Source organism: Streptococcus oralis SK304 (assembly GCF_000287715.1).
Taxonomy (GTDB): Bacteria; Bacillota; Bacilli; order Lactobacillales; family Streptococcaceae; genus Streptococcus; species Streptococcus oralis_Y.
Window position 1 is genome coordinate 235,676 of the sequence record NZ_ALJN01000006.1, and the last position, 20,251, is coordinate 255,926.

The 20,251-nt window shown below is 43.2% G+C and carries 21 protein-coding genes and 1 riboswitch; of the genes, 3 read left to right on the forward strand and 18 right to left on the reverse strand.

Annotated elements, in window-relative coordinates; genetic code table 11:
* Positions 1 to 2: 2 nt before the first annotated feature.
* The 14 genes from briC to HMPREF1125_RS04475 form a co-directional block, all read right to left on the reverse strand.
* A complete protein-coding gene (gene briC, locus HMPREF1125_RS04405; protein WP_004181710.1) occupies positions 3 to 188 on the reverse strand; it encodes a biofilm-regulating peptide BriC in 186 nt (61 codons plus the stop codon).
* 160 nt (positions 189 to 348) lie between these two features.
* Entirely contained in the window at positions 349 to 1,116 is a 768-nt protein-coding gene (locus HMPREF1125_RS04415; RefSeq protein WP_001017379.1) for an acetyl-CoA carboxylase carboxyl transferase subunit alpha, read from the reverse strand.
* Positions 1,113 to 1,979 carry an acetyl-CoA carboxylase, carboxyltransferase subunit beta gene (gene accD / locus HMPREF1125_RS04420; protein WP_001173374.1) on the reverse strand — a complete coding sequence of 289 codons (867 nt, stop codon included), beginning with the start codon at positions 1,977 to 1,979 and terminating at the stop codon, positions 1,113 to 1,115. Before accD ends, HMPREF1125_RS04415 begins: the two co-directional genes overlap by 4 nt.
* Positions 1,980 to 2,014: 35 nt before the next feature.
* Positions 2,015 to 3,382, reverse strand: a complete 1,368-nt coding sequence (gene accC, locus HMPREF1125_RS04425) for an acetyl-CoA carboxylase biotin carboxylase subunit (protein ID WP_000488665.1) — start codon at positions 3,380 to 3,382, stop codon at positions 2,015 to 2,017.
* Between the two features lie 11 nt (positions 3,383 to 3,393).
* Positions 3,394 to 3,816, reverse strand: a complete 423-nt coding sequence (gene fabZ / locus HMPREF1125_RS04430; protein ID WP_000565515.1) for a 3-hydroxyacyl-ACP dehydratase FabZ — start codon at positions 3,814 to 3,816, stop codon at positions 3,394 to 3,396.
* Entirely contained in the window at positions 3,813 to 4,301 is a 489-nt protein-coding gene (gene accB, locus HMPREF1125_RS04435) for an acetyl-CoA carboxylase biotin carboxyl carrier protein (RefSeq protein ID WP_001052310.1), read from the reverse strand. Before accB ends, fabZ begins: the two co-directional genes overlap by 4 nt.
* 2 nt (positions 4,302 to 4,303) lie before the next feature.
* Positions 4,304 to 5,539, reverse strand: coding sequence for a beta-ketoacyl-ACP synthase II (gene fabF, locus HMPREF1125_RS04440; protein ID WP_000774046.1), 1,236 nt, complete (start codon positions 5,537 to 5,539; stop codon positions 4,304 to 4,306).
* A gap of 28 nt (positions 5,540 to 5,567) precedes the next feature.
* Positions 5,568 to 6,299: a 3-oxoacyl-[acyl-carrier-protein] reductase gene (fabG, locus tag HMPREF1125_RS04445; protein WP_001176202.1), complete on the reverse strand. Its 732-nt coding sequence runs from the start codon at positions 6,297 to 6,299 to the stop codon at positions 5,568 to 5,570.
* Positions 6,300 to 6,343: 44 nt separating this feature from the next.
* A complete protein-coding gene (gene fabD, locus HMPREF1125_RS04450; protein ID WP_000167617.1) occupies positions 6,344 to 7,264 on the reverse strand; it encodes an ACP S-malonyltransferase in 921 nt (306 codons plus the stop codon).
* Positions 7,257 to 8,231: an enoyl-[acyl-carrier-protein] reductase FabK gene (gene fabK / locus HMPREF1125_RS04455; RefSeq protein WP_000857447.1), complete on the reverse strand. Its 975-nt coding sequence runs from the start codon at positions 8,229 to 8,231 to the stop codon at positions 7,257 to 7,259. Before fabK ends, fabD begins: the two co-directional genes overlap by 8 nt.
* Before the next feature lie 117 nt (positions 8,232 to 8,348).
* A complete protein-coding gene (locus HMPREF1125_RS04460; RefSeq protein WP_000257840.1) occupies positions 8,349 to 8,573 on the reverse strand; it encodes an acyl carrier protein in 225 nt (74 codons plus the stop codon).
* A 56-nt stretch (positions 8,574 to 8,629) separates the two neighbouring features.
* Positions 8,630 to 9,604 (reverse strand): beta-ketoacyl-ACP synthase III, encoded by a 975-nt coding sequence (locus HMPREF1125_RS04465; RefSeq protein WP_000852967.1) that lies wholly within the window; start codon positions 9,602 to 9,604, stop codon positions 8,630 to 8,632.
* Positions 9,604 to 10,038, reverse strand: a complete 435-nt coding sequence (locus tag HMPREF1125_RS04470) for a MarR family winged helix-turn-helix transcriptional regulator (protein WP_000386336.1) — start codon at positions 10,036 to 10,038, stop codon at positions 9,604 to 9,606. Before HMPREF1125_RS04470 ends, HMPREF1125_RS04465 begins: the two co-directional genes overlap by 1 nt.
* Before the next feature lie 90 nt (positions 10,039 to 10,128).
* Positions 10,129 to 10,914 (reverse strand): enoyl-CoA hydratase, encoded by a 786-nt coding sequence (locus tag HMPREF1125_RS04475; RefSeq protein WP_001015589.1) that lies wholly within the window; start codon positions 10,912 to 10,914, stop codon positions 10,129 to 10,131.
* Positions 10,915 to 11,196: 282 nt separating this feature from the next.
* Between HMPREF1125_RS04475 and HMPREF1125_RS04480 the strand changes: the two genes are divergently transcribed.
* The 3 genes from HMPREF1125_RS04480 (at position 11,197) to serS (ending at position 14,423) form a co-directional block, all read left to right on the forward strand.
* On the forward strand, positions 11,197 to 12,561 hold the full coding sequence (locus HMPREF1125_RS04480) for an aspartate kinase (protein WP_000864451.1): 1,365 nt from the start codon (positions 11,197 to 11,199) through the stop codon (positions 12,559 to 12,561).
* A gap of 2 nt (positions 12,562 to 12,563) precedes the next feature.
* Complete coding sequence (locus HMPREF1125_RS04485) at positions 12,564 to 12,935, forward strand: DUF956 family protein (RefSeq protein WP_000079373.1); 372 nt, start codon at positions 12,564 to 12,566, stop codon at positions 12,933 to 12,935.
* Positions 12,936 to 13,148: 213 nt separating this feature from the next.
* Positions 13,149 to 14,423, forward strand: a complete 1,275-nt coding sequence (gene serS / locus HMPREF1125_RS04490) for a serine--tRNA ligase (RefSeq protein WP_000884210.1) — start codon at positions 13,149 to 13,151, stop codon at positions 14,421 to 14,423.
* 23 nt (positions 14,424 to 14,446) lie between these two features.
* Here serS and HMPREF1125_RS04495 read toward each other — a convergent pair whose 3' ends face one another.
* The 4 genes from HMPREF1125_RS04495 to HMPREF1125_RS04510 all read right to left on the reverse strand — a co-directional run bounded on the left by HMPREF1125_RS04495 (position 14,447) and on the right by HMPREF1125_RS04510 (position 20,141).
* On the reverse strand, positions 14,447 to 15,346 hold the full coding sequence (locus HMPREF1125_RS04495) for a TDT family transporter (protein WP_000735938.1): 900 nt from the start codon (positions 15,344 to 15,346) through the stop codon (positions 14,447 to 14,449).
* A 109-nt stretch (positions 15,347 to 15,455) separates the two neighbouring features.
* Positions 15,456 to 16,004, reverse strand: a complete 549-nt coding sequence (locus HMPREF1125_RS04500; RefSeq protein WP_000206777.1) for a carboxymuconolactone decarboxylase family protein — start codon at positions 16,002 to 16,004, stop codon at positions 15,456 to 15,458.
* Between the two features lie 131 nt (positions 16,005 to 16,135).
* Positions 16,136 to 17,458, reverse strand: coding sequence for an alanine/glycine:cation symporter family protein (locus tag HMPREF1125_RS04505; protein ID WP_000891443.1), 1,323 nt, complete (start codon positions 17,456 to 17,458; stop codon positions 16,136 to 16,138).
* 89 nt (positions 17,459 to 17,547) lie between these two features.
* Positions 17,548 to 17,636: riboswitch (glycine riboswitch) on the reverse strand.
* Between the two features lie 168 nt (positions 17,637 to 17,804).
* Entirely contained in the window at positions 17,805 to 20,141 is a 2,337-nt protein-coding gene (locus HMPREF1125_RS04510; RefSeq protein WP_001092927.1) for an endonuclease MutS2, read from the reverse strand.
* Between the last annotated feature and the right edge of the window lie 110 nt (positions 20,142 to 20,251).

A 20,251-nucleotide genomic window follows, 5' to 3' on the forward strand; every position in this document is an offset into this window, starting at 1 on the left:
GATTATCCTGCTCGGAAGCCGTACTTCCAAGCATCTCTATAAGAATTAAGTGCCCCTTGCCCAATATAGAGAGCAAATTCTCTATAATATAACCATCTACCATATCCATCTTCCCAAACAGCAAGACCACCTGAGATTTGTTCTAAGTCTTCTGACGAAAGAACTGTAAATGTTTCTGTACCTGTCACTGCAAGTACCTTCTTAAAATAGATTGTTGTAGGCTCACATTTATAGTATATTTCTTTTTTTGTCTATTTTATAGTCTATCTCCTCAACTGTTAATTTTTCGTCCTGAAATGTATGGTCTCTAGAAAAAAATGAGACCTTTCTAGTCTCATTTAGTCATTCTTAATATTTTCTAAAGCGTTGGTAACGTTCTTCGATAAGTTGGTCGAGTGGTAGTTCTTTCAACCTATCTAGTTCTGCACGCAATTCATTTTTAATGCATCCTAGCAGTTCTTTACTTGACAGCCCTGCTTCTGAGATTACCTTATCTACGATTCCCATTTCTAGAAGTTCATGTGAAGTGATTTTCATCAACTCCGCCGCTTCCATAGCACGACTTCCATCCTTCCAAAGGATAGAGGCAAATCCTTCCGGGCTAAGTACTGCGTAGATTGAGTTTTCTAACATCCAGACACGGTTAGCTACGGCTAGAGCTAGGGCCCCACCAGATCCACCTTCACCGATAATAATCGCAATGATTGGAACCTTGAGGTCACTCATTTCCATCAGGTTTCGGGCGATTGCTTCACCTTGTCCACGTTCCTCGGCTCCAACACCTGGGTAAGCACCCGCCGTATTGATAAAGGTCACAACTGGACGACCAAACTTTTCTGCCTGTTTCATTAGGCGCAAAGCCTTACGATAGCCTTCTGGATGAGGTTGCCCAAAATTTCGTTTGAGGTTGTCATGAAGACTTTTTCCCTTTTGGATACCAACGACAGTTACTGCCTGTTCACCTAACCAGCCAATTCCACCGATAACCGCACCATCATCACGGAAAGAGCGATCTCCATGCAATTCGATAAACTCGTCAAAGATTCCATTGGCAAAATCAAGTGCAGTCAAGCGACTCTGCTCGCGTGCCTCTCTGACTATTTTTGCAATATTCATCCGCGACTTCCTCCATGCAATCTCACTAATTTAGCAATTGTTTCAGGCAATTCTCTCCGTTTAACAATTGCATCAACAAATCCATGTTCAAGTAGAAATTCTGCCTTTTGGAAGTCATCCGGCAAGGTCTCACGAACTGTATTTTCGATAACACGACGTCCAGCAAACCCAACCAAACTCTGTGGCTCCGCTAGGATAATATCACCTTCCATAGCAAAAGAAGCAGTCACCCCACCTGTTGTCGGATCGGTTAAGATAGTTAGGTAAAAAAGTCCTGCCTTGGAATGACGTTGAACTGCCGCAGAAATTTTAGCCATCTGCATCAAACTCATGATTCCTTCTTGCATACGGGCTCCACCAGAAGCTGTGAAGAGAACGACTGGCAAGTTTTCTACCGTTGCATACTCAAACAAGCGCGTGATTTTTTCACCCACAACGGTTCCCATAGAAGCCATGATAAAATTTGAATCCATGATCCCAAGGGCAACTTTTTGTCCCTTGATACTAGCTGTACCAGTCAGTACTGCTTCATCCAAACCTGTCTTTTCACGCATAGTAGCCAATTTTTTCTGGTAGCCAGGAAAGTTTAATGGATCTTGAGTTTCAATACCCGTAAACATCTCCACAAAGCTGTCAGAATCAATCGTCAAATCCAAGCGTTCCTGAGCTGAAATACGGAAAGTATAGCTACAATGGGGACAAATGCGCTCACTCCCAAGGTCCTTTTGATAAATGGTGTGTTTACAACCAGGACACTGGGAGAAGAGTTCATCCGGAACCTCAGGCTTGGCTTGTGGTTTCTGCCTTACGGAACGGTTAGGATTGATCCGAATATACTTATCCTTTTTACTAAATAGAGCCATAACTCCCCCTTTTAGTTCTCATGCTGTTTGAAAGTCTATTCTTTTTCTTGGTATTTTGGCAAGAAAGTTTCCATCAAGAAGGAAGTATCGTAGTCACCAGCGATAACTCGGCGGTCTGAAATCAGATCCAACTGGAAGTCTGCATTGGTTTGCACTCCTTCAATATCAAGTTCATAAAGTGCCCGTTGCATCTTCATTAAGGCATCAAAACGATTCTCCCCATGAACAATGATTTTAGCAATCATACTATCATAGTAGGGGGGAATGGTATAGCCTGGATAGACTGCAGAGTCCACACGCAAGCCAACTCCCCCACTTGGAAGATAGAGGTTGGTGATTTTACCTGGACTTGGAGCAAAGTTAAAAGCAGGATTTTCCGCATTGATCCGACACTCGATAGCATGACCTCGTAGGACGATATCTTCTTGTTTGAAAGGTAAAGGTTGCCCGGCAGCAATGCGAATCTGCTCCTTGACGATATCAACACCTGAAACAAACTCTGTGACTGGGTGTTCAACTTGCACACGAGTATTCATTTCCATGAAGTAGAAATTGCCACTCGCTTCATCGAGAAGAAATTCAATCGTCCCTGCATTTTCATAGCCTACAGACTCTGCTGCACGAACGGCTGCAGCACCAATTTCATTACGAAGGGTTTTGCCAATCGCAATGGATGGGCTTTCTTCTAAGACCTTTTGGTTATTCCGTTGAAGTGAACAGTCCCGTTCACCAAGATGGACAACATGACCCTCTTGATCTGCAAGAATCTGAACTTCGATATGACGAGCTGGATAAATCACACGCTCAAGATACATAGCGCCGTTTCCAAAGTTGGCCTTGGCTTCACTGGATGCTGTCTCAAAGGCTGCGACCAGGTCTTCTGCCTTTTCAACCTTACGAATTCCCTTTCCACCACCACCTGCCGATGCCTTAAGCATGACTGGGTAGCCAATCTTTTCTGCAACTGCAAGGGCCTCTTCAGCCGTATGAACTTCACCATCAGATCCTGGAATAACTGGAACCCCAGCCTTGATCATTTGCTCTCGCGCATTTATCTTATCACCCATGGTATCCATTACAGCGCCAGAAGGGCCGATAAACTTAATCCCCACTTCATCACACATCGTGGCAAACTTGGAGTTTTCGCTAAGAAAACCAAAACCTGGGTGGATGGCTTCTGCTTCTGTCAAGACTGCAGCAGACAAAATTGCATTGATATTGAGATAAGACTCTGTCGCCTTACCAGGTCCGATACAGATAGCTTCATCCGCTAGGAGTGTGTGAAGAGCTTCCTTATCAGCAGTTGAATAAACTGCTACGGTCGCAATGCCCAATTCACGCGCAGCTCGAATAATGCGAACCGCAATCTCACCACGGTTGGCAATCAAAATTTTACGAAACATGGAGAACCTCCTTAGTTTCCAATTGCAAAGGTAAGAGTACCACTCGCTGCAAGCTTACCATCTACTTCAGCCTTTGCTTCAACCACAGCAATCGTACCACGACGTTTAACAAAAGTAGCCGTCATGACTAATTGGTCACCTGGTACAACTTGCTTCTTGAACTTAACCTTATCCATGCCAGCGTAGAAGACCAGTTTCCCTTTATTTTCAGGTTTGGACAATTCCAAGACACCAGCAGTCTGAGCCAAGGCTTCCATGATAAGAACACCTGGCATGACTGGGTATTGTGGAAAATGACCATTGAAGAAAGGTTCGTTGATGGTCACATTTTTAATGGCAACAATGGTATCCTCGCTCACTTCCAAGACACGATCCACTAGGAGCATAGGGTAGCGATGGGGTAGAGCTTCTTTGATTCCTTGAATATCGATCATTTGATACGTACCAATCCTTTACCGAATTCAACCATTTCTTCATTTGAAACGAGAATTTCTGTCACCACACCATCCTTAGGTGCAGGAATTTCATTCATAACCTTCATGGCTTCTATAATCACCAAAGTCTGACCTTTTTTAACACTGTCTCCGACTGTGACAAAGGCAGGTTTATCTGGTCCAGCAGCCAAGTAAGCCACCCCTACAAGTGGACTTTCAACGACATCACCCTCTGGAGCAACCGTCGTTTCAGCTGGTGCTGGAGCTTCTTCCACTGCACTCTCTACTGGAGTTGAAGGGGCCGAAACTACTGGACTTGCAGCTACTGCAGCTGGCGCTGGAACAACTTGAGCTGGTGCTTCAGAAACCATTCTTGCTTCATTCTTACTGAACTGCAATTCGTCCGTTCCATTTTTATAAGAAAATTCTCTCAAACTTGATTGGTCAAATTGAGCCATCAAGTCCTTGATTTCATTTAAATTCATAATTATTTATTCTCCCAACGTTTGAAAGCAAGAACCGCATTGTGTCCACCAAAACCAAAAGTGTTTGAAATAGCATAAGGGATTTCTTGCTCCAAGCCTTGTCCATAAACGACATTCGCTTCGATATAGTCTGACAACTCACTTGTTCCAGCTGTCATTGGTACATAGTTATGACGCATGGCTTCGATGGTAGCGATGGCTTCTACTGCTCCTGCAGCACCAAGTAAGTGTCCTGTAAAGGACTTAGTTGAAGATACAGGTACTTCTTTACCAAGAACAGCTACGATCGCACCACTTTCTCCTTTTTCATTTGCAGGAGTTGAAGTTCCGTGGGCATTGACGTAAGCCACTTGCTCTGGAGAAATTTCTGCTTCTTCCAAAGCTAGTTTAATTGCCTTGATTGCACCTTGACCTTCTGGATGAGGTGAAGTCATATGATAAGCATCACAGGTATTTCCATAACCAACTACTTCAGCCAAGATAGTTGCTCCACGTTTTTCAGCATGTTCAAGACTTTCAAGAACCAACATTCCTGAACCTTCTCCCATCACAAAACCATTACGGTCTTTGTCAAACGGAATAGAAGCACGAGTTGGATCTTCTGTAGTTGATAGGGCAGTCAATGCTTGGAAACCAGCGATGGCAAAAGGAGTGATAGATGATTCTGATCCACCTACTAACATGACATCTTGGAAACCAAACTTGATGGAACGGAAGGCATCGCCAATAGCATCATTTGATGAGGCACAGGCTGTATTGATTGATTTACAGACACCGTTTGCTCCAAAGCGCATGGCAACATTTCCCGAAGCCATATTTGGCAAGGCTTTTGGAAGTGTCAATGGCTTAACACGTTTTGGGCCTTTTTCATGAAGACGGATAACTTGGTCTTCGATTTCTTTAATTCCCCCAATACCTGAGGCAACGATGACACCAAAACGATCTTTATCAATTGCTTCTACATCAAGATTTGCATTTGTCACCGCTTCTTGAGCTGCGTACAAGGCATACAAAGAATAGTTATCAAAACGGTTGGTATCTTTTTTGACAAAGTATTTATCAAAGGGGAAATCTTGAACTTCTGCCGCATTGTGCACAGCAAATTCGCTGTGGTCAAACTTAGTGATTTCTCCAATTCCGATTTTCCCAGTTTGCAAACTGTTCCAAAATTCTTCTGGAGTATTTCCGATAGGAGAGGTCAATCCGTAACCTGTTACTACAACTCGATTTAGTTTCATCTGTCTTACCTATATCTTTCCTTATTTTTTACATGCTAAGTCCGCCATCAACAGCGAGAACTTGTCCAGTCAAATAATCCTGTCCAGCCAGGAACACTGTAGCATCTGCGATATGTTCTGCTTGTCCAAAACGCTTCATTGGGATTTGGGCCAATGTCGCTTCCTTGACCTTATCAGACAAAACAGCAGTCATATCCGATTCGATCATCCCTGGTGCAAGAGCATTTACGCGCACATTGCGATTGGCAACTTCACGTGCTACTGACTTGGTAAAACCAATCAAACCTGCTTTAGAAGCTGCATAGTTGGCCTGCCCAATATTTCCCATCAAACCGACCACACTGGACATATTGATGATCGCACCTTCACGTGCCTTTATCATCTGTTTCAAGACTGCTTGCGTCATATTGAAGGCACCTGTCAAGTTGATTTTAATCACCTTTTCAAAATCTTCTTCTGTCATCTTGAGCATAAGCGTATCTTGAGTGATCCCAGCATTGTTGACCAAGACATCGACAGAACCGAGTTCTGCAATCGCTTGATTTACCATACGCTTGGCATCTGCAAAGTCTGAAACATCACCTGAGATTGGTACTACTTTGACGCCGTAGTTTGAAAACTCAGCCAGCAATTCTTCTGAGATTGCTCCTCGACTATTCAAAACTACATTCGCACCTAGTTTGGCAAATTTGTGAGCAATGGCAAGTCCGATACCACGACTTGAACCTGTAACAAAGATATTTTTATTTTTTAGTTGCATTCTATTCTCCTGTTTCCTGTTGTATTTTCTGGGAGAAGGGGTCACTAGTTTCCTAGCAAAGCATCCAAGCTTGTTTGATCTTCAACGTTAGCTAGCTGAGCAGTTTTATCGATTTTTTTGACAAATCCTGATAGGACCTTACCAGGACCGATTTCAATAAAGTTGGTCACCCCAGCATCCTGCATCACAGCAATACTTTCATAAAAACGAACAGGTTCTTTGACCTGACGCGTCAAGAGCTCTTGGATTCGATCTTTTTCCATAACAGTAGCCTCCGTATTGCCGACTAGTGGACAAGTAAAATCAGAGAAACTCACTTCCTCAAGAGCTCCAGCTAGTTGCTGACTGGCTGGCTCAAGAAGGGCTGTATGGAAAGGACCAGAAACATTTAAAGGAATCAATCGTTTTGCTCCTGCTTCCTGCAAGAGTTCAACTGCGCGGTCAACCGCAACCACCTCACCACCTATAACGACTTGGCTTGGGGTGTTGTAGTTAGCTGGAGTCACTACTCCAACTTTAGAGGCTGTTTCACAAGCTTCCTCAATCACTTCAACTGGAGTATTAAGAACGGCAACCATCTTTCCAGAGCCTGCTGGTGCAGCCTCTTCCATATAAGCCCCACGCTTAGCAACCAAGGCAACTGCATCCTCAAAGTCCAAGGCACCACTTGCTACAAGAGCCGAATATTCTCCGAGGGACAGTCCTGCCACCATGTCTGGCTGATAGCCTTTTTCTTTCAATAATCGGTAAATAGCAACGGATGTAGCTAGAATAGCTGGTTGCGTGTAACGAGTCTGATTTAACTTTGCTTCATCATTGTCAATCAAGTCACGAAGGTCATACCCTAAGACTTGGCTAGCTTGGTCAATTGTTTCCTTGACGATAGGATAGTGGTCATAGAGATCACGTCCCATCCCTATATACTGAGCACCTTGGCCCGCAAATAGAAAGGCTGTTTTAGTCATTTCTTGTAACTCCTGCCCAACGAGCAGCTTCTTCTTGAATTTTTTCAGCTGCACCGTAGTAGATATCTTTTAAGATTTCTTCAACAGTTTCTTCTTTAGAAATCAAACCTGCAATCTGGCCGGCCATCACTGAACCGCCATCCACATCACCATGGACAACAGCTTTAGCTAAAGCTCCTGCACCCATTTGCTCAAAGATTTCTAAATCTGGATTTTCTTGTTTAAAGGCATCCTTTTCAGCCTGCTCGAAATCACGAGTCAACTGGTTTTTAATGGCACGAACTGCGTGTCCAAAATGTTGTGCTGAAATCGTTGTATCAATATCACGAGCTTTTAAAATTTTAGCTTTATAATTTGGATGAGCATTAGACTCTTTGGCGACTACAAAACGAGTTCCTACTTGAACGGCTTCTGCGCCAAGCATAAACCCAGCTGCTGCCCCTTCACCATCTGCAATACCACCAGCAGCAATAACTGGAATTGAAACAGCTGCAGCAACTTGGCGAACCAAGGTCATCGTTGTTAATTTACCAATGTGTCCACCAGCTTCCATACCTTCTGCAATGACGGCATCCGCACCAATTTTTTCCATGCGTTTTGCCAAAGCAACACTAGGAACAACTGGAATCACTGTAATTCCTGCATCATGGAAACGGTTCATGTATTTACTTGGATTTCCAGCACCAGTTGTAACCACCTTAACCCCTTCTTCAATCACGAGATCAACGATGTCTTCTACAAAAGGTGACAAGAGCATGATGTTGACACCAAAAGGTTTATCCGTAAGTGATTTGATTTTATCGATATTAGCCTTTACGACCTCTTTGGGTGCATTTCCACCACCGATGATCCCCAAACCACCAGCTTTTGATACCGCACCAGCCAAGTCACCATCAGCAACCCAGGCCATTCCTCCTTGAAAAATAGGATAATCAATGTTCAATAATTCTGTAATACGTGTTTTCATAGTGCCTCCATCATTCCTTGCTTACGTAATAGTTCGATAAGTTTATCATTTGAATTTCAAACTATTACCTAAACAAGAGGGAGTGGGTCTCCCCTACTCCTTCTAGTAATATGTTAATTATTTTGTTTGCTCTTCAACATAGGCAACCAAGTCACCAACTGTTTTCAAGTTATCTTCTGCTTCGATTTGGATATCAAAAGCATCTTCGATTTCAGAGATTACTTGGAACAAGTCCAATGAATCTGCATCCAAATCATCAAAAGTAGATTCAAGTGTTACTTCTGATGCGTCTTTTCCAAGTTCTTCAACGATAATTTCTTGTACTTTTTCAAATACTGCCATGATAGGACTCCTTTAAAATATAAAATTTTATAACTATGTGTTTACCACATGATTACCTAGATTGTAAGAATGAGTGTGCCCCATGTCAAACCTCCGCCGAAGCCTGATAGGAGAATCGTCTGGCTACTATCTAAACGAATCATGCCATTCTCCACATACTCTGAGAGCAAAATCGGGATACTTGCTGCACTGGTATTTCCATACTCCATCATATTGGCAGGAAGCTTATTTCGGTCTACACCGATTTTCTTAGCCATCTTATCCAAAATGCGGATATTTGCCTGATGAAGTAAGAGATAATCCAATTCCGATGCTGCTATTGGACCATTTTCAATGGTTTCTTTGATCGATCTAGCAACATCACGATTTGCAAAATCAAAAACTGCTCGTCCATCCATCTTCAGAAAAGCAGGAACTGCTTCTTGATCTGAGAAAGGCGAAGCCAAAACCGTTTGACCATAGGTCAAACACTCGCTCCGAGAACCATCCGTATAGAGACTTTCCACAAGGAAGTGACGTGTTTCGCTCGCTTCCAAGAGAACCCCACCAGCACCATCCCCAAAGAGAACAGCTGTCGAACGATCTGACCAATCAACTGCCTTGGATAAGGTTTCAGCCCCGATAACAATCCCTTTTTTGAACTGTCCAGAACTTAAAAACTTTTCTGCAGTTGAGAGAGCGAATACAAAGCCACTACAAGCTGCTGTCAGATCAAAGGCGAAAGCTCTATGCGCTCCGATATTCGCCTGAACTCGAGCTGCCGTAGAAGGCATCATCGAATCTGGAGTAATCGTCGCTACAATGATAAAATCAATCTTATCCGCTGTTAAGCTCCCTTTAGCCAACAAGCTCTTAGCTACTTCTGTCGCCAAGTCACTTGTAGACTCAGTTTTTGAGATATGTCTCTGTTTAATTCCTGTCCGACTTGAAATCCACTCATCGCTTGTATCCATGATTTGAGCCAAGTCATGATTAGTGACCACTTGCTCTGGAACATAATGAGCAACTTGGCTTATTTTAGCAAAGGCCATTATTTCAAATCCTCCAAAAATTGATAAAGGTTCGTCAAGCCTCTCCCCATAACTTCTTTTTCCTCAGGACTCATGCCGTCAATGATTCTTTCAACCATGGCCTTGTGGAATCGTTTGTGAAGGCGGTGAACCAAACGACCTTTCTTTGTCAAATGCAGATAGACCACACGACGGTCTTGATCAGAACGAATACGCTCAATGTAACCCTTTCTTTCTAGGTTATTCAAGCTCGTCGTAACTGTTCCCAGGGTCACCATCAGTTCTTTGGAAACCTTACTAGGCGTCGCCTCAGGGAACTTCCCAATCACATCAATCGTGTGCATTTCTTTGATGGAGATGTCTTTGAATCGACTACCTCGTAAGCTAACCTCCTCAATCACAAGGACGTTATTGAAAATAGATGTTAAATAATCATTTACTTGTTGGTAGTCCAAACTTTTTCCCTCCTCCTCAAAAAACTTTCACAATCAAAACATTTGATAGAAAAAGTATAACAAACTTCAAAGATTTGTGCAAGTATTTTTTTATTTTCCTGAAAATTTTGGTCTTCTTCTTTCAGAATGTGCTCGAACCCCTTCTTTAAAATCTTCAGTTAAAGATAACGATTCTTGTAGTTTCAATTCCAATTCGGCATAATCTTGCCAATCTTTAAATTGACTTTCCCAAACTAACTTTTTAATCGCTGCGTATGAGTTTGCTGAACCTCGTCTTAATTTTTTCAGAACTTGTTCTCTTGTTTTTTCTAATTTATCAGCTTCACAAACACGGTAAACCACGCCCCATTCTTGCGCTTTTTCCGCAGTTAAGGCTTCTCCTGTCATGGCAAGTTGTGCAGCTCGTGTTACCCCGATACTACGACTCAAGAGATGAATCCCACCAGCGTCTGGCGCCAAGCCAACTCCGACAAAGGCTTGAATAAATTTTGCCTTGTCAGTCGCCAAACAAAAATCGACTGCTACTGCCATATTTGCTGCAGCACCAGCAACCGCTCCATCTACCTCCATCAAAACAGGTTTTGGAATTTGCTTGATTTTAAAAGAAATTGTATTGACTAATTCTGCAATCTTATTCAAAGAAGGGATATCATCTTCGTCTACTGCTCGTTTCATCTCAACCAAGTCTCCCCCAACTGAAAAAACCTTCCCATTAGCATTAATCAAGATGAACTGCACAGCTTGATCCTGCTCTGCTAGGGTCAAAGCTTCTAAAATTTCCTCACACATTGGGATATGGAAACCATTTGCCACTTCGGGACGATTCAAAGTGATGATAGCAAGATCATCTACGATCTGATATAAGATATGATTCATAGCTTCTCCTTTTCTTTTATAAGGCAATAAAATTGTTTTATCATCAAAGTATACCTTTTTTTAGATAAAGAGGCAAGGAAAAACTAAAGGAAAGTGTCTCAGCTGATTATTTCCCCACCGTTTATGAATGTAAATAAAATTTGACTCTCTTACTTTTAAGCTGTTGTCGCTTTTCAGAATAAGTTAGCATTTACTTCTATTATAACAGGGAGCTATTTTCTTCATTGAAAAATGCCCCTCTTTCTGCTATAATCGTATAAAATACTTACTTGAGGAGTCCTTATGAAGGTTATAAAATTTGGTGGAAGTTCGCTTGCCTCTGCTGGTCAGTTAGAAAAAGTTTTAAACATCGTTAAAAGTGATAAGGAACGCCGTTTTGTAGTCGTTTCTGCACCCGGAAAACGCAATGCTGAAGATACCAAGGTAACCGATGCCTTGATTAAATACTATCGCGACTATGTGGTGGGAAATGATATCAACGCTAGCCAAAGCTGGATCATTGATCGTTATGCCGCTATGGTTAGTGAACTAGGCCTAAAACCTGCCGTTTTAGAAAAGATTTCTAAAAGCATTCGGGCCTTGGTAACTCTTCCTATAGAAGACAATGAATTTCTCTATGATACCTTCCTAGCGGCTGGAGAAAATAACAATGCCAAACTCATTGCAGCCTACTTTAACCAAAACGGCATTGACGCACGCTATGTTCATCCAAGAGAAGCTGGAATCATTGTCACAAGTGAACCAGGAAACGCACGTATCATCCCATCTAGTTATGACAAGATTGAGGGCTTGGCTGATAGCAATGAAGTCCTTGTCATCCCTGGTTTCTTTGGCGTAACTAAGGAAAATCAAATCTGTACCTTCTCACGTGGAGGTTCAGATATTACTGGTTCCATTATCGCAGCTGGAGTCAAGGCTGATCTCTATGAAAACTTTACAGACGTAGACGGTATCTTTGCTGCCCACCCTGGTATTATTCATCAACCACACTCCATTCCTGAGTTAACCTACCGTGAAATGCGTGAATTGGCTTACGCTGGATTTTCTGTTCTTCATGATGAAGCCCTTCTACCTGCTTACCGCGGAAAAATCCCTCTTGTCATCAAGAATACCAACAATCCTGATCATCCAGGAACTCGTATCGTTCTGAAACACAGTAGCGATAAATTCCCAGTCGTTGGAATCGCTGGTGATTCTGGATTCGTCAGCATCAACATGTCAAAATACCTTATGAACCGCGAGGTTGGATTCGGTCGTAAGATTCTTCAGATCCTTGAAGATCTTAACATTGGTTGGGAACATATGCCAACAGGTATCGACGATCTTTCAATCATCCTTCGTTCCCGTGAATTGACTCCTATCAAGGAGGAAGAAATTCTGCGTCAGTTAGTTCAAAAAGCCGAAGTGGACCATGCTGAAATTGAACACGACCTTTCAATCATTATGATTGTCGGAGAAAAGATGAAGAGCCACATTGGTGTAACTGCTACTGCAACACGCGCTCTGTCTGAAAACAAGATCAACATCCAGATGATGTCCCAAGGCTCAAGTGAAGTTTCCATCATGTTTGTTGTCAATAAAGAGCAAGAAAAGGCAGCTATCAAGGCTCTCTACCACGCCTTTTTCGATGAAAGTAAGGAAGATTAATCATGGCCCAATCACTCAATAAAGTCATTGACCTACAAACCACTGGAACATCCTATCTCTCCATCTCTGGAAAAGTCGGAAAATTTCTAGTCGGGGATCAAGCCTTAGAGTTTTATCCTGATGTCAATGTCGAACAATATATCCAAATTCCCTGGTCCAGTATTCAGCGAATTGGAGCCAACGTAACTGGTCGCAAAATCAGTCGCCACTTTGAAGTCTTCACTGATCGAGGAAAATTCCTCTTTGCTTCCAAAGACTCTGGAGCCATTCTCAAAATCGCTCGGCAAAAACTTGGCAATGACAAGGTTGTGAAACTTCCTACTTTACTCCAGACCATTGGTCAAAAATTCAAAAATCTATTTGCAAAAAAGTAGAAACTTTAGTATAATCATAGCAACGGATAAGTAAGTTATCTCCTTCTTTCAGAAAGTCTGCGGGTGCTGCGAGCAGATAGGAGGGGTAAGTGAAATTCTACCGTTAGTAACAATTACATACAAAATCAAGTGCACACCTGTGAAGTTGGATGGAACCGTGGCCCTGCCACTCCAACGCTTTGTCAGGTGTGTTTTTTTCATAAAGGAGTTCTTATGTTAGATATTAAACGTATTCGTACAGACTTTGATGCTGTCGCAGAAAAATTGGCTACACGTGGTGTAGATGCTGCTATCTTAAATGAGATGAAAGAAATCGATGCTAAACGTCGTGACATCTTGGTCAAGGTTGAAAACCTCAAGGCAGAACGTAACACAGTTTCAGCTGAGATTGCCCAAGCCAAGCGAAACAAGGAAAATGCCGATGACAAGATTGCTGCAATGCAAATCCTATCTGCTGAAGTCAAAGCCTTGGATGCTGAATTGGCGGACATTGATGCTAAATTGACAGAATTTACCACTACTCTTCCAAACATTCCTGCCGACAGCGTTCCTGTTGGGGCTGATGAAGATGACAATGTGGAAGTTCGCCGTTGGGGGACTCCACGCGAGTTTGACTTTGAACCAAAAGCTCACTGGGATCTTGGTGAAGACTTGGGTATCCTTGACTGGGAACGTGGAGCAAAAGTTACTGGTGCTCGCTTCCTCTTCTATAAAGGGCTTGGTGCTCGTTTGGAACGCGCTATCTACAACTTTATGTTGGATGAGCATGGAAAAGAGGGCTATACTGAAGTCATCACACCATACATGGTTAACCATGATTCTATGTTTGGTACTGGTCAATATCCAAAATTTAAGGAAGACACTTTTGAATTGAAAGACACTAATTATGTCCTCATTCCTACAGCTGAAGTTCCTTTAACTAACTACTACCGTGATGAAATCCTTGACGGTAAAGACCTACCAATCTACTTTACCGCTATGAGTCCATCATTCCGTTCTGAAGCTGGTTCTGCAGGTCGTGATACTCGTGGTTTGATTCGTCTGCACCAATTCCACAAGGTTGAAATGGTCAAATTTGCCAAACCAGAAGAATCTTATGAAGAATTAGAAAAAATGACAGCCAACGCTGAAAATATTCTTCAAAAACTCAATCTTCCATACCGTGTCGTTGCCCTCTCTACTGGGGATATGGGCTTCTCAGCTGCCAAAACTTACGACTTGGAAGTTTGGATTCCAGCCCAAAATACCTACCGTGAAATCTCAAGCTGTTCAAATACAGAAGATTTCCAAGCCCGTCGTGCTCAAATCCGTTACCGAGATGAAGCCGATGGCAAGGTAAAACTCCTTCACACTTTGAACGGTTCTGGACTTGCAGTTGGACGTACAGTGGCTGCAATTCTTGAAAACTATCAAAATGAAGATGGTTCTGTGACCATTCCAGAAGTTCTTCGTCCATATATGGGTGGAGCTGAAGTTATCAAACCATAACAATAAGGCCTAGCTATTTCTAGCTAGACCTTTTTTCGTAACCAAATCAGATAAGCACCCAATACAAAGAATAAAATAGTTAGGCATAGAACAGTTTCAGCCAACACCAGATAATCCAGAAATGGAAGTTTCAAAATTCCCTGAGCCATCTTGAGCGAAGTAGCTGTGATAATTGTTGGAAAAGTGAGGGCTGAGAAGGCTGGTTGAAATCCTTGTTTTAAAATATTAGGCAAGCGAGTTAAAACAAAGAAAAAGAAGGATTGAGATGCCAAAATCATGACGATCAAGAGCCAAGTCGGTAAACCTGCTCCTCCAACTCGAACTAGGGATGCCAGGAGTAGAGAAAAGGGAGCACAGTAGATTCCTTCCTGTCCAAGCAAGGCCGCTGGGAGTGGAGTTTTCTTTAAATCCCTATAAATAAGGGGATAGAGATAGAAGGTCAAGACAAAACCAAAACTCAAGGTCGCATAGGCAATTTCAATGATGCCGACAAGGGGATAGGTCAAGGTTGCTACTGCTATCCCCACATAGAGCACCGTCCAGCTAGGAGTCGCATTGACCCTCCGACCCGGACAGGCAAATTTGATGGTAAAAGTAGCAATCAAAGCTAAATCCAAGAGAAATGAAAACCACCAGATCCCTTGTGCTAGCAAAGGAAGAGCAGGGAATACGCGAAAGACATAGGTCGATAAAATCATCCCAGCCATGGGAAAAGTAGCCATGCCAGATAAGAGAGGTGCATGGGTAAATTCTCGCTTGGTTTCAGACCAATTTCCTAGATGAAGAAAGAGAAAGAAGATCCATAAGACCAATCCAGTCAAACTAAATAAATGTGACAGAACTGGCCAAGTATCTGCAATCAGATTTCCTGCACCTGCTAAACCTAATAAACAGCCAGAAAATACCAAGGGGAGCTTTTTCATTCGAGCCTCCAATAATCATGTTATTATTAGTATAGCATAAAAGCGCTTAAATGAGAGTTTAAAAAATGAAGTTCGATTATTTCAGACTTCATTTTTTCTCAGATATGAATTAAGCATACGGTTGCAATTCTGGGTTAATAGGCGTATTGGCTAGGTTGTTGGCATAGTTGCAAAGGCTGGCAAGACTAACACCGAGAACCACATCCAAGGCATTTTGTTTCGTGTAACCAGCTTCCAAAAATTCAGTCAAGGCTTCATCTCCCACACGCCCTTTGGTATTGATAACCGCCAAGGTAAACTTAGCTAGAGTATCTAGTTTTGGATCTGTCTCAATTGGGGTACGGTTGCGGAGAGCTTGGAGAAGATCATCATTCATCTGGATTTGTTTAATCGAAAAAGCAGTATGACCAGCCACGCAGAAAGCACAACCATTGGTTACGGCGGCTGTGATTTGCACTACTTCGCGTTCCACTGGTGTCAGACTATTGCGACGGTTGATGGCTCCGACAGTTCGGTAGGCTTCAAGCGCGGTTGGGGCATTGGCCAAGAGACCGATTAGGTTGGGAATATAGCCATTGTTGTCTTTTTGTACTGTTTCAAGAACTTCTTTTACTTCTGCTGGTGCTGATTCTACTGTGTGGATGGTAAATGTTGTCATAAGAAACCTCTTTTCATTTTATTGTCATTTAGTCTATCATAGAATTTCCCCCTTGGATAATATATATTTTCAATCGCCATGATAGGAATTGTCTATGAAATGAAAAAAATCACACTAAAAGTGTGATTGGGTTAGTTCTTAAAATACTTCTTAGTCTCAGCAACAACTACTGGGGACAAGACCAAAAGGGCAATCAAGTTAGGTAAGGCCATCAAGGCATTGACGATGTCTGCGATAATCCAAACCATATCCAACTCTATAAATCCTCCCAACAAGACCATGAGTACAAAAACCACACGGTAGAGCCAGATAAAACGAACACCAAAGAGAAACTCAAAACAGCGTTCCCCGTAGTAATTCCAGCCGAGAATTGTCGTAAAGGCAAAGAGAACCAAGAAGATTGTTAGGACAATTGTGCCAAAATCTGAAAAGACCATAGAAAATGCTGACTGGGTCAAGGCAACTCCATTCAATTCACCACTCCAAACCCCAGTTACCAAGATGGTTAAACCTGTCAGAGTACAGATAATCAACGTATCAATAAAGGTTCCTGTCATGGAAATCAAGCCTTGCTCGACAGGCTCATTTGTCTTAGCTGCAGCCGCCGCAATGGGGGCAGAACCAAGACCAGATTCGTTAGAGAAGACTCCTCGCGCCACACCATTTTGGATAGCCATCCGAATGCTGGCACCTGCAAAACCACCTACCGCAGCAGCTGGACTAAAGGCTGAAGTAAAGATGAGGGCAAGCGTGGCTGGGATTTTCTCGATATTAAAGAGAATAACTGTAAGAGTTCCCAAAATATAGACAATAGCCATAAATGGAACAACTGCTGTCGAAACTTTTGATATGGATTTGAGGCCACCAAAGACGGCAATCCCTACAAAAATGGATAAAATCAGAGCCGTGATAGCTGGTTCCACTTGAGCCGTATTTTGAATGGATTCTGTAATCGAATTGACTTGGGTGAAGGTACCAATCCCTAGAAGGGCTACCAATACACCCGCTAGGGCAAAGAAGATAGCAAGGGGGCGCCACTTTTCTCCCATCCCCAAAAGGATGTAGTGCATGGGCCCTCCAGCTACAGCGCCGTTTGCATCCTTGCTACGGTATTTGATAGCCAGCAAGCCTTCGGCATACTTGGTCGCCATCCCAAAAAAGGCTGCCATCCACATCCAAAAGAGCGCCCCTGGTCCCCCAACCTTAATGGCCGTCGCGACTCCTATGATATTTCCCGTACCAACGGTGGCAGCTAGAGCTGTACAAAGAGCTGCAAAGCTCGACACATCGCCATGTCCCTTGTCCTTGGTAAAAATCAACTGAAAGGCCTTAGGGAGACGAGCCACCTGCAAAAGGCCTAGTCGGATGGTCAAATAGATACCCGTTCCGACCAATAAGATCAAGAGGGGAGGTCCCCAAACGAAAGCATCAAGCGCTTTTAGCAATTCTAACATGTCCTTCTCCTATCTTTCAACCCCAAAAGAAAGAGCACATGCAAGATACATGTACTCTGGAATGCTTAGATAAATGCCTAAAAGCGGTCTATCCTAGCTCTGTCCTTTTACCTGAGAGTTTGAGCAGTTGCCTGCCTTGCCCCTTCGGTGCCTTTACGGTCTCTCCAGAGTTCCGTCCATTTACAGTCATGGAAAACAAACCTTTCTCCACTTCTATTAAACTTCATTCGGTGTTGGTATTTAATTTTTTATTATTTTACAAGAAAAGTTAGCCTTTGTCAATATATTCTATGAAAATTTTTGACTTTTCATTTCTTTTTTCAGAAAGAGCGAATCCTTCTTCTCTCTATCCTTTAAAGGTTACAATGGTGGCACCACTGCCTCCAGCATTTTGTGGAGCATAGCCGAAAGTCTTAACATGCTTGTTTCTTTGTAGGTATTTGGTGACGCCCTCACGGATGACTCCCGTTCCGATACCATGGATGATGTCGACTTGCGCCATGTTATTGAGCAGGGCTTGGTCGATAAAGGCATCTAGCTCATTCATGGCCTCTTCGTACCGTTTGCCTCGGAGATCCAGTCTGGCTTGCGGACCACGTCCAGAAGCACGTTTGACGACATTGACTTGTTTTTTCTTGACTGGGGCTTCTTGCTGAGCCTGAACAAGGTCAAATTCTTTCTCTTCCAAGGTCATCTTGATCAAACCAACTTGGGCTTCCCAGCGGCCATCCTTGAGCTGCTTGGTCAAGGTTCCACGTTGTCCATAACTGAGAACCACGATATCATCTCCAACCTTTGGAGCTCGTTTTTTCTTAGCCTTTTGAAGGACCTTGTTTTTAGATAAGTCGACTTTTTCAGGAGCTAGTTTTTTCAGCTCAGCCTTAGCTTCAATGATTTCATGGGGTTTGAGTTGAGACTTGCTATGAAGGTTCTTAAGAATCTGGTCACTCTCACTTAGAGCGAGTTCCACAATCTCGGCAGCCTGTTCACGCGCCTTGTTGAGCTCAGTTTCTTTTTCACGGTTGAGTTCGTTGTAGAGTTTTTTGAGCGCTCGGTTCATCTTGAGGTTTTCTTGCTCCACCTCACGGATATTGTCCAAGCGTTTGCGACTTTCAAGCGTTTGCTCTTCCAATTGTTCAATGATACGGTTGACATCATTATCTTGATTGACCTGCTGGCTGGCATCTCCCACGATGACATCTGACAAGCCCAGGCGTTTGGCAATTTCAAAGGCATTGCTTCGGCCAGGAACTCCCTGCATAAAGCGATAGGTCGGGCGTAGAGTCGCAGTATCAAACTCCATGCTGGCATTTTGCACAAAGGATGTCTCGATACCATAAGCCTTAAGTTCTGGATAGTGGGTCGTCGCCATGGTCTTGACCTGACGTAGACGAAGATCCTCCAGAATAGCCATAGCAAGCGCTGCTCCTTCCTGCGGATCGGTACCAGCCCCGAGCTCATCTAGCAACAAGAGCGAGTGCTGATTGACTTTGCCAAGAATATCTACGATATTGGTCATGTGGCTAGAGAAGGTAGATAAGCTTTGCTCAATAGACTGCTCATCCCCAATATCTGCGAAGATTTCCTCAAAAACACCGACACGGCTCCCCTTGTCAGCTAAAATGGGCAAGCCTGACTGGGCCATGAGTTGAGTCAAACCCAGGGTTTTGAGCATGATGGTCTTCCCACCAGTATTGGGACCTGTAATGACAATAGCCGTTAATTCCTTACCAAAGTGTACATCGTTTGCAACAGCATTTTTGACCAAAGGATGGCGAACATGAAGGAGTTGAATCTCTTGGTTCTCTGAAAGTTGAGGAACCACTGCTTGTCTTTCTTGGATGAAACGCACCTTGGAACGAATCAAGTCTAAATGGCCGATAATCCAAGCGTCATTAGCAATCTCTGCAGCATGAGGGCGGACCCGTTCTGAGAGCTCCTGCAGGATACGAATCATCTCATAGCGTTCGTCTGCTCGCAGACTAGCGATTTCTTCGCTCAGCTTGACCACCTCACGTGGCTCGATATAGACCGTATTCCCACTAGCAGAGATGTCATGGACAACACCTGCAATCTTATTGCGATAGGTGTTCTTTACTGGTAAAACTTGACGGCCATTTCTGCTAGCGATAATGCCTTCCGTCAACATCTGAGATTTTTGTTTAAGTAAGTCTTGCAAGACATCTCGGACTTGACTCTCGCTATCATGGATTTTCCGGCGAATGCGTGCTAGCTCTTCACTGGCAAAATTTTCGATAAATCCTGCATCATTTAGAGCTTGGAGACTTCCTTGCAAGTGTGGAAACTCATGCAGTTTTTCAAACCATCTCGCCAACTGTTCCAAGCGTACGTTTTCAAGATTGGCATAAAAACCTTGCAACTCTCTGCTAGCAAGCAAGACTCGTTTGAGGAGCAGGAACTCCTCAATATTGAGGTCCGCCCCCATCTCCAGACGCTTGCAGACAGCTGAAATCTCACGTGTCGCTAGGATGGTAAAGTGAGGTTGCTCCACAAAAAGAGCTTGCATTTCCTCCATCTCTGTAAAGGCTTGTTTAATCTTATCCGCCTTTGTAGTTGGAGCCAAGCCTTTTAGCTCCTCTAGGCCTTGTTCTGTCAGGAGATGCGGTTCAAACAAGGCCTTGATTTTATTAAATTCTAATGTTTCTAGTATTTTTGTATTCATATTCTTTCCTTGTATGCTTGTTTACAAGACCGTAGCGCCTAGAAATTTTTGGACTTTACCTAACCCTAGTCGTCCAATCTGTAAACAAAGGGCTAGGAAAAATCCCGCCC

What these genes read in the sequence shown, in the direction of transcription:
- HMPREF1125_RS04415 (WP_001017379.1), bottom strand. Translation starts at nt 1,116, where the DNA reads ATGAATATTGCAAAAATAGTCAGAGAGGCACGCGAGCAGAGTCGCTTG.
- accD (WP_001173374.1), bottom strand. Translation starts at nt 1,979, where the DNA reads ATGGCTCTATTTAGTAAAAAGGATAAGTATATTCGGATCAATCCTAAC.
- accC (WP_000488665.1), bottom strand. Translation starts at nt 3,382, where the DNA reads ATGTTTCGTAAAATTTTGATTGCCAACCGTGGTGAGATTGCGGTTCGC.
- fabZ (WP_000565515.1), bottom strand. Translation starts at nt 3,816, where the DNA reads ATGATCGATATTCAAGGAATCAAAGAAGCTCTACCCCATCGCTACCCT.
- accB (WP_001052310.1), bottom strand. Translation starts at nt 4,301, where the DNA reads ATGAATTTAAATGAAATCAAGGACTTGATGGCTCAATTTGACCAATCA.
- fabF (WP_000774046.1), bottom strand. Translation starts at nt 5,539, where the DNA reads ATGAAACTAAATCGAGTTGTAGTAACAGGTTACGGATTGACCTCTCCT.
- fabG (WP_001176202.1), bottom strand. Translation starts at nt 6,299, where the DNA reads ATGCAACTAAAAAATAAAAATATCTTTGTTACAGGTTCAAGTCGTGGT.
- fabD (WP_000167617.1), bottom strand. Translation starts at nt 7,264, where the DNA reads ATGACTAAAACAGCCTTTCTATTTGCGGGCCAAGGTGCTCAGTATATA.
- fabK (WP_000857447.1), bottom strand. Translation starts at nt 8,231, where the DNA reads ATGAAAACACGTATTACAGAATTATTGAACATTGATTATCCTATTTTT.
- HMPREF1125_RS04460 (WP_000257840.1), bottom strand. Translation starts at nt 8,573, where the DNA reads ATGGCAGTATTTGAAAAAGTACAAGAAATTATCGTTGAAGAACTTGGA.
- HMPREF1125_RS04465 (WP_000852967.1), bottom strand. Translation starts at nt 9,604, where the DNA reads ATGGCCTTTGCTAAAATAAGCCAAGTTGCTCATTATGTTCCAGAGCAA.
- HMPREF1125_RS04475 (WP_001015589.1), bottom strand. Translation starts at nt 10,914, where the DNA reads ATGAATCATATCTTATATCAGATCGTAGATGATCTTGCTATCATCACT.
- HMPREF1125_RS04480 (WP_000864451.1), top strand. Translation starts at nt 11,197, where the DNA reads ATGAAGGTTATAAAATTTGGTGGAAGTTCGCTTGCCTCTGCTGGTCAG.
- HMPREF1125_RS04485 (WP_000079373.1), top strand. Translation starts at nt 12,564, where the DNA reads ATGGCCCAATCACTCAATAAAGTCATTGACCTACAAACCACTGGAACA.
- serS (WP_000884210.1), top strand. Translation starts at nt 13,149, where the DNA reads ATGTTAGATATTAAACGTATTCGTACAGACTTTGATGCTGTCGCAGAA.
- HMPREF1125_RS04495 (WP_000735938.1), bottom strand. Translation starts at nt 15,346, where the DNA reads ATGAAAAAGCTCCCCTTGGTATTTTCTGGCTGTTTATTAGGTTTAGCA.
- HMPREF1125_RS04500 (WP_000206777.1), bottom strand. Translation starts at nt 16,004, where the DNA reads ATGACAACATTTACCATCCACACAGTAGAATCAGCACCAGCAGAAGTA.
- HMPREF1125_RS04505 (WP_000891443.1), bottom strand. Translation starts at nt 17,458, where the DNA reads ATGTTAGAATTGCTAAAAGCGCTTGATGCTTTCGTTTGGGGACCTCCC.
- HMPREF1125_RS04510 (WP_001092927.1), bottom strand. Translation starts at nt 20,141, where the DNA reads ATGAATACAAAAATACTAGAAACATTAGAATTTAATAAAATCAAGGCC.